Here is a 5,753-nt window from a genome sequence, read left to right as displayed (position 1 = left end):
GTTCCACGCCCGGCAGTCCACGGAGTCCAGCCTGGTCGTCTTCGACATGGGAGGCACGACGGCCAAGACCAGTTTTGTCGACCACGGACACGCGCTGACCACCAACGAGTTCGAGGTGGCCCGCACCCACCGGCTCCAACGCGGCAGCGGTCTACCACTCCGTGCTCCCGTCATCGACATGATTGAGGTGGGTGCCGGCGGAGGCAGTATCGCCGGAGTCAACCGGCTCGGCCTGGTCACGGTGGGTCCGGAGAGCGCAGGGGCCAGTCCCGGCCCGGCGTGCTACGGGCTCGGGGGCACAAATGCCACGGTCACCGACGCCGACCTGCTGCTGGGTTATCTGAGTCACGAACGTTTTCTCGGTGGGCAGATGCCGCTGCAGCCGGACGCCGCCGCGGACGCCATCCAGAAGGCGGTGGCCGGTCCGCTCGGCGTGGAGGTCACGGATGCGGCCTGGGCCATCCATCGCGTTGTCAACGAGTCCATGGCAGCGGCAGTGCGGGTGCACTCCGTGGAGCGGGGAAAGAGCCTGGAGGGCTATTCCTTGTTCGCCCTGGGCGGTGCCGGCCCGATGCACGCATGTCATGTGGCCGAGATCCTGCGGGCGCGCCGGGTGGTGTCGCCGGCCGGAGCCGGAGTTGCCTCCGCCTTCGGGTTCCTGTGCTCGCCGGCCTCCTTCGAGTCGGTGCGCAGCTACTACGAACAGCTTGATGGCGTCGACTGGCGACGGGTCGAGGAGTTACTCACCGACATGCGGCGGGAAGGGCTGCAGCTTCTCAAGGACGCCGGCTGCGCGGAAGACGACGTGCACGTCGACTACCTCTGCGACTTGCGCTATCGCGGACAAGCCTACGAGATGACCGTTCCGCTGCCCAGGGACTTCCTCCAGCAACCCTATCGGGAGGTGCTGGGGGCATTTAGGAAGTCCTACACCGACCTGTTCCGCGAGACACCGGCTACGCCGGTGGAATGCCTGAACTGGCGCATCTCGCTGGCGGGACCGGATCCACGGGTGCCGCAGAGTGAGATACCACCGGGCGCCCATCCAGATCCACTGGAGCACCGGCAAGCCTACTTCCCCGACCACGGCGGCTACGTCTCCACAGCGGTCTTCCGGCGTGCGGACCTGGGGGCCGGGAGCCTGATCAAAGGTCCCGCAGTCGTCGAGGAGGACGAGTCGACTTTCGTGCTCCCGCCGGCCTTCGACCTGGAGATCGACGCGGCTGGCAACCTGACCGCCACCAGGAGGTGACAAGATGTCGACGTCGCAGAGTGCCGCTGGGCGGCTCGAGGTGCAGGTGCTGTGGAGCAGGATCATCACCCTGGTCGAGGAGCAGGCCAAGGCCTTGATCTTCACGGCCTTCAGCAACATTCTCTCCGAGGGCGCAGACCTGTCCGCCGGAGTCTTCGACACGCAGGGTCGCATGATCGCGCAGGCAGTCACCGGCACCCCCGGACACATCAACGTGACCGGCGTCGCCGTCAAGAACTTCCTCAAGCGGTATCCGCCGGGCTCTCTTTCTCCGGGGGATGTGCTCATCAGCAACGATCCGTACGGTATTTCCGGACACGTTCTCGACATCACCGTGGTCACGCCCGTTTTCGACTCGAACGGCCAGGTGCTGGCCTATGTCGCCTCCATCTGCCACGCGGTCGACATGGGCGGCCTCGGCTACACCTCACAGGCAAGCTCCACGTATGAGGAGGGCCTCTACGTGCCCTACCTGAAGCTGTACGTCGGCGGCACGATGAATCCGGACATTGCCGCGATCATCGAAGCTAATGTGCGGTCCCCTATCCAGGTGATGGGCGATCTACGCGCGCAGGCCGCGGCCAACTCGGTGGCCGTACAGGGCATCCTGGACGTCATGGAGGAGTTCGGCCTTTCGGAGATCGACTCCTTCGGTGGCGAGGTCATGGCCAGAACCGAGTCTGCGATGCGTGCGGCGATACGGGATGTCCGAAACGGAAGCTACCGTCATGAGATCGTGATGGACGGTGCCGAGGGAGACATCGTCCTCCGCGTCAGAGTGGACGTGTCCGACGAGGACATCACCATCGACTTCGATAGTTCCTCGCCGGCTTCGCATCGCGGCCTCAACGTCTGCCTGAATTACACGGTGGCGTACGCGATCTTTGCCGTGAAGGCCGCCCTGGCGCCAGACGTCCCTAACAACGAAGGCAGTTTCCAACCCGTGCACGTCCACGCCCCCGAGGGTTGCATCGTGCACGCCGTCCACCCGCAGCCAACCCAAGCCCGCCATGTCGTGGGCCAGGTCGTGGCCGAGGTCGTCCTGGGTGCGCTCGCGGAGGTCATACCCGAGCAGGTCATCACGGAAAGCGCTGCTCCGCTGTGGATCCTCAACGCCAGCGGGCAGACAAAGGACGATACACCGTTCTCCTTCACCTTCTTCACCAGCGGAGGAATGGGTGCGTCTGCCGACGGTGACGGCCTGCACGCGACGATGTTTCCCTCGGGAGCACGAGGAACCCCCGTAGAGATCGTCGAGGTATCCTCTCCGGTCATGTTCCACCAGAAGGAGCTGCGCGCCGACTCCGGTGGTCCGGGGCGCCACCGGGGCGGGTGTGGCCAGGAGATACGGTTCGGGGTCACGACGGGAAGGAGCTGGCGGCTACCGACGATGTATGGGCACATCTCCTACCCAGCGGCAGGCTTGGCGGGCGGCCTTCCGGGCGCACGGGGTATCGCTCGACGCAACGGGTCGGAGCCACTGGACCCCATGGGGAGTTACTCCATGGAGCCCGACGACGTCGTCAGCCTGTCACTTCCCGGCGGCGGTGGCTACGGTCCCCCGGCCGAGCGGGACCCGGCCGCGATCGAGGATGACGTCCGCAACGGGTACGTGTCCGAGGACGCCGCGAGGAAAGACTACGGACCATCCGGCGAGGGCGGTACGGTCCGGTGAGCACCCCCGAAAGCCGCTCGGCCACCACAGAAGGAGCAAGCCTGCGGCAGGTGACGGTCGGCGCCTCCACCGGCAACGTCATCGAGTGGTTCGACTACGCGACATACGGCTACCTCGCCACCGAGATCGGCGCCGCCTTCTTCCCCTTCGAGAGTCGAGCGCTCTCGCTGCTTTCGAGCTTCGCGGTGTTCGGCGTGGCGTTCTTCATGCGACCCGTGGGCGGTCTGATCTTCGGGTCACTCGGTGACCGGCTGGGTCGACGAGGAGTGCTTGCGGCGGTCATCGGCCTGATGTCGCTTGCGACACTCGCGATCGGTTTCATTCCGGGTTATCAGACCATCGGGCTGTGGGCCCCGGCCCTTCTCGTGTTGGCCCGATTCTTGCAGGGCTTATCCGGCGGCGGGGAATTCGGCGGGGCCGCATCCTACGTGGCCGAGCACGCCCCCGCCAGGCGACGGGGCTTTTACGTGAGCCTGATCGAGTCGTCGGCGCTCGCCGGCTTCCTCCTGGGAATCGTGGTTGTGCTCATCTTGCGCGGTCTGCTCCCCGCGGAGGCGATGAACGACTGGGGCTGGCGGCTCCCGTTCTTGGCTGCCGGTCCGCTCGGCCTCGTCGGACTCTATATCCGCCTGCGGCTGCAGGAGAGCCCGGAGTTCCAGAAGCTGGAGGCGCAGCATTCGGTTGCCAAGTCACCACTGCGCGAAAGCCTCACGCGCAGCTGGCGCTCGATCCTGGTGGTCTTCGGCTTGGTGATCGTCCACAATGCCAGTCTCTACATCATCCTCACTTACTTCAACACCTACATGACCGAGCAGCTGGGCATCAGCGCTATCGGGGCATCCGTCGCGACCTTGATAGTGCTCGTCGTGACGGTCGTCGTCATCCCGATCGCCGGGGCACTATCCGACCGAGTCGGGCGGAAGCCGCTGCTGCTGGCCGCCGCCATCGGGTTCGCCGTGCTGAGCTACCCCATGTTGCTGCTCATGAACCAGGGCAACTACGCCGTCGTCGTCATCGCCGATATAGTGCTGGCCTTGCTCCTGTCCTGCTACCTCGGCGCCGCCCTTCCCGCCTACATCGAGGCGTTCCCCACCCGGATGCGCTACAGCGGTTTCTCCGTGGCCTACAACCTCTCGGTGGCGGTCTTCGGCGGCGGTGCGCCGTTCTTTGCGACATTGCTTGTCACGAGCACCGGGAACCTGCTGTCCCCGGCTTTCTATGTGATCGGAGCGGCTCTGGCCTCCCTGGTCGCCGTCGTGGCCCTCAAGGAGAGGTCCGGGTCGGAGCTAGAGCTTACCTAGCCACGGTTGGCGGCGGTCCCGTCTCCTTCGATCACCGCGGCGAGTTGCACGGGAACCTTCGCGCGGTGTCGGTCGACGTGCTCAACCACCTCGTCGAGGTCGTGGCGGCGCAACGCCGCGATGATCGCGTCGTGTTCTTGGACGACGCGTTCCCGCCCGGCAGGTTCATACAGGTATAACGAGCGGTACGCATCGGACAGGGACCAGATACGCCGCGGTTCGCGTACCATGGGGTCGTAGCCGGCCGCCCGGAAGATCGAGAAGTGGAAGTCGTAGTCGAGTCGCCGCATCGCCAGGCGTTGCCAACCTGCTCCATCTGGCGGTTGAGGTCGACCAGCTGGTTGAGCTGCTCGTCGGTCAGCTCCGGCAGTACCCGGATGACTCGGTCTACGGCTTGAAGGTGATCAACTCGATCTCAAACTTCCGAGCAGTCCGGCGAAGGGACTCTCGACGCGGACACCCGCCTTCCGCGTCATCCGGAGCACGGCTTGACCACAGCAACGACGCTAGAAGTACCCAGCCCTAGAAATGGTCGAGGCTCGTCGGCTGTGCCTCGAAATTCACGCTTAGGGTCCCATTACACTCCGAGCCGTACTGGTCGTCGACGATCACCAGCCGATCGGCGTACTTCGTCACCCCGAGGTTGCCGGGTCCCGGATCGCCGTAGCGCAGGGTGAGCCCGGCCGCCTCGATCTGCTCGGCCAGCTCGTCGCACAGCGCCGCGAGCGCCTCGGGGTCGTCTGCCGCCGTCGGCTCGTCGACGGCCGGCGCGTCCGGGGTCTCTTCGTCGTCGACGCCGTCGGTCTGGGAGACGTCCCACACGCTCGTCGGGCGGAACCGCCGCACCTGTGCCCGGCGACCCTTCGGGGTCTCCTCGATCTTGACGACGTTGCTCGGCTCGTCGTCCTCGTCGAGGTCCACCCACACCAGGTACGGCGCGAGGATGCGCAGTCCGCGCTGACCCTTGCGGACCTGCCGGCCCTGCGCCTGCCATGCCTTGTACCCGGCCACGTGTGACGGCTCGAAACCGCGCTCGGCGGTCTGCACCATGATCAACAGTTGGTTCCGCAGCGAGTAGCGGTGCAGGCTCCGTGCGGCCGCCAGCATCCGCGCCCACCCGCCGGAGGTGACGAGCTGCTCGGCGCGCTCCTTGCGCCGGCGCTCCTTCTCCGCCGCGCTCGCCGTCCGCTTCCGCGTCTTCGTTGCCATGGTGACCTCCGGCTGTACGTGGTGACGGCCCGTTGGGCCGGGGCAGGCTGCTGCCTTCCCGTACTGCCGCCTTGGTTCCGCCGGCGCAGCGCAGCCGCCGAAGGCGGCCGGCGGAACGATCTCTGACGCCCCTTGGCGGAACGGCACGCCCCTCGGCACGCTGGCCAGTGGCCACCTCGACGAACACACAGGCACCACAGCTGTGGATAAGCAGGGGACCGGAGGTGATCATCAGGGCATGCTGGGAGCCGAGAACCTCACCGGGACGGGCCACCCGAGAGGCGACGGACACGAACCAGTCGGCACGGTCGTGCAC

General features: G+C 66.2%; 5 protein-coding genes. 3 read left to right on the top strand and 2 right to left on the bottom strand.

Going from position 1 to position 5,753, the window contains the following annotated elements; all coding sequences use genetic code 11:
* From GEV07_30595 to GEV07_30585, 3 genes are all read left to right on the top strand, one after another.
* Positions 1–1,252: hydantoinase/oxoprolinase family protein (locus GEV07_30595; protein MQA06860.1), on the top strand; the 1,252-nt coding region annotated here is incomplete at its 5' end.
* A gap of 4 nt (positions 1,253–1,256) precedes the next feature.
* Positions 1,257–2,927, top strand: coding sequence for a hydantoinase B/oxoprolinase family protein (locus GEV07_30590; protein MQA06859.1), 1,671 nt, complete (start codon positions 1,257–1,259; stop codon positions 2,925–2,927).
* Between the two features lie 41 nt (positions 2,928–2,968).
* Entirely contained in the window at positions 2,969–4,228 is a 1,260-nt protein-coding gene (locus GEV07_30585) for an MFS transporter (GenBank protein ID MQA06858.1), read from the top strand.
* Here GEV07_30585 and GEV07_30580 read toward each other — a convergent pair.
* Together GEV07_30580 and GEV07_30575 are read right to left on the bottom strand one after the other, a co-directional pair.
* Positions 4,225–4,518 (bottom strand): FCD domain-containing protein, encoded by a 294-nt coding sequence (locus GEV07_30580; GenBank protein ID MQA06857.1) that lies wholly within the window; start codon positions 4,516–4,518, stop codon positions 4,225–4,227. The genes GEV07_30585 and GEV07_30580 overlap by 4 nt on opposite strands.
* Before the next feature lie 232 nt (positions 4,519–4,750).
* On the bottom strand, positions 4,751–5,437 hold the full coding sequence (locus GEV07_30575; GenBank protein ID MQA06856.1) for a DUF1738 domain-containing protein: 687 nt from the start codon (positions 5,435–5,437) through the stop codon (positions 4,751–4,753).
* Between the last annotated feature and the right edge of the window lie 316 nt (positions 5,438–5,753).

Source organism: Streptosporangiales bacterium, assembly GCA_009379825.1.
Lineage (GTDB): Bacteria > Actinomycetota > Actinomycetes > Streptosporangiales > WHST01 > WHST01.
Note: the sequence above shows the minus strand (reverse complement) of the source record. Positions and strands in the feature narration are given on the sequence as shown.

Excerpts from the sequence above, each read along its gene's own strand:
- GEV07_30590 (MQA06859.1), top strand. The coding sequence starts at position 1,257 with ATGTCGACGTCGCAGAGTGCCGCTGGGCGGCTCGAGGTGCAGGTGCTG.
- GEV07_30580 (MQA06857.1), bottom strand. The coding sequence starts at position 4,518 with ATGCGGCGACTCGACTACGACTTCCACTTCTCGATCTTCCGGGCGGCC.
- GEV07_30575 (MQA06856.1), bottom strand. The coding sequence starts at position 5,437 with ATGGCAACGAAGACGCGGAAGCGGACGGCGAGCGCGGCGGAGAAGGAG.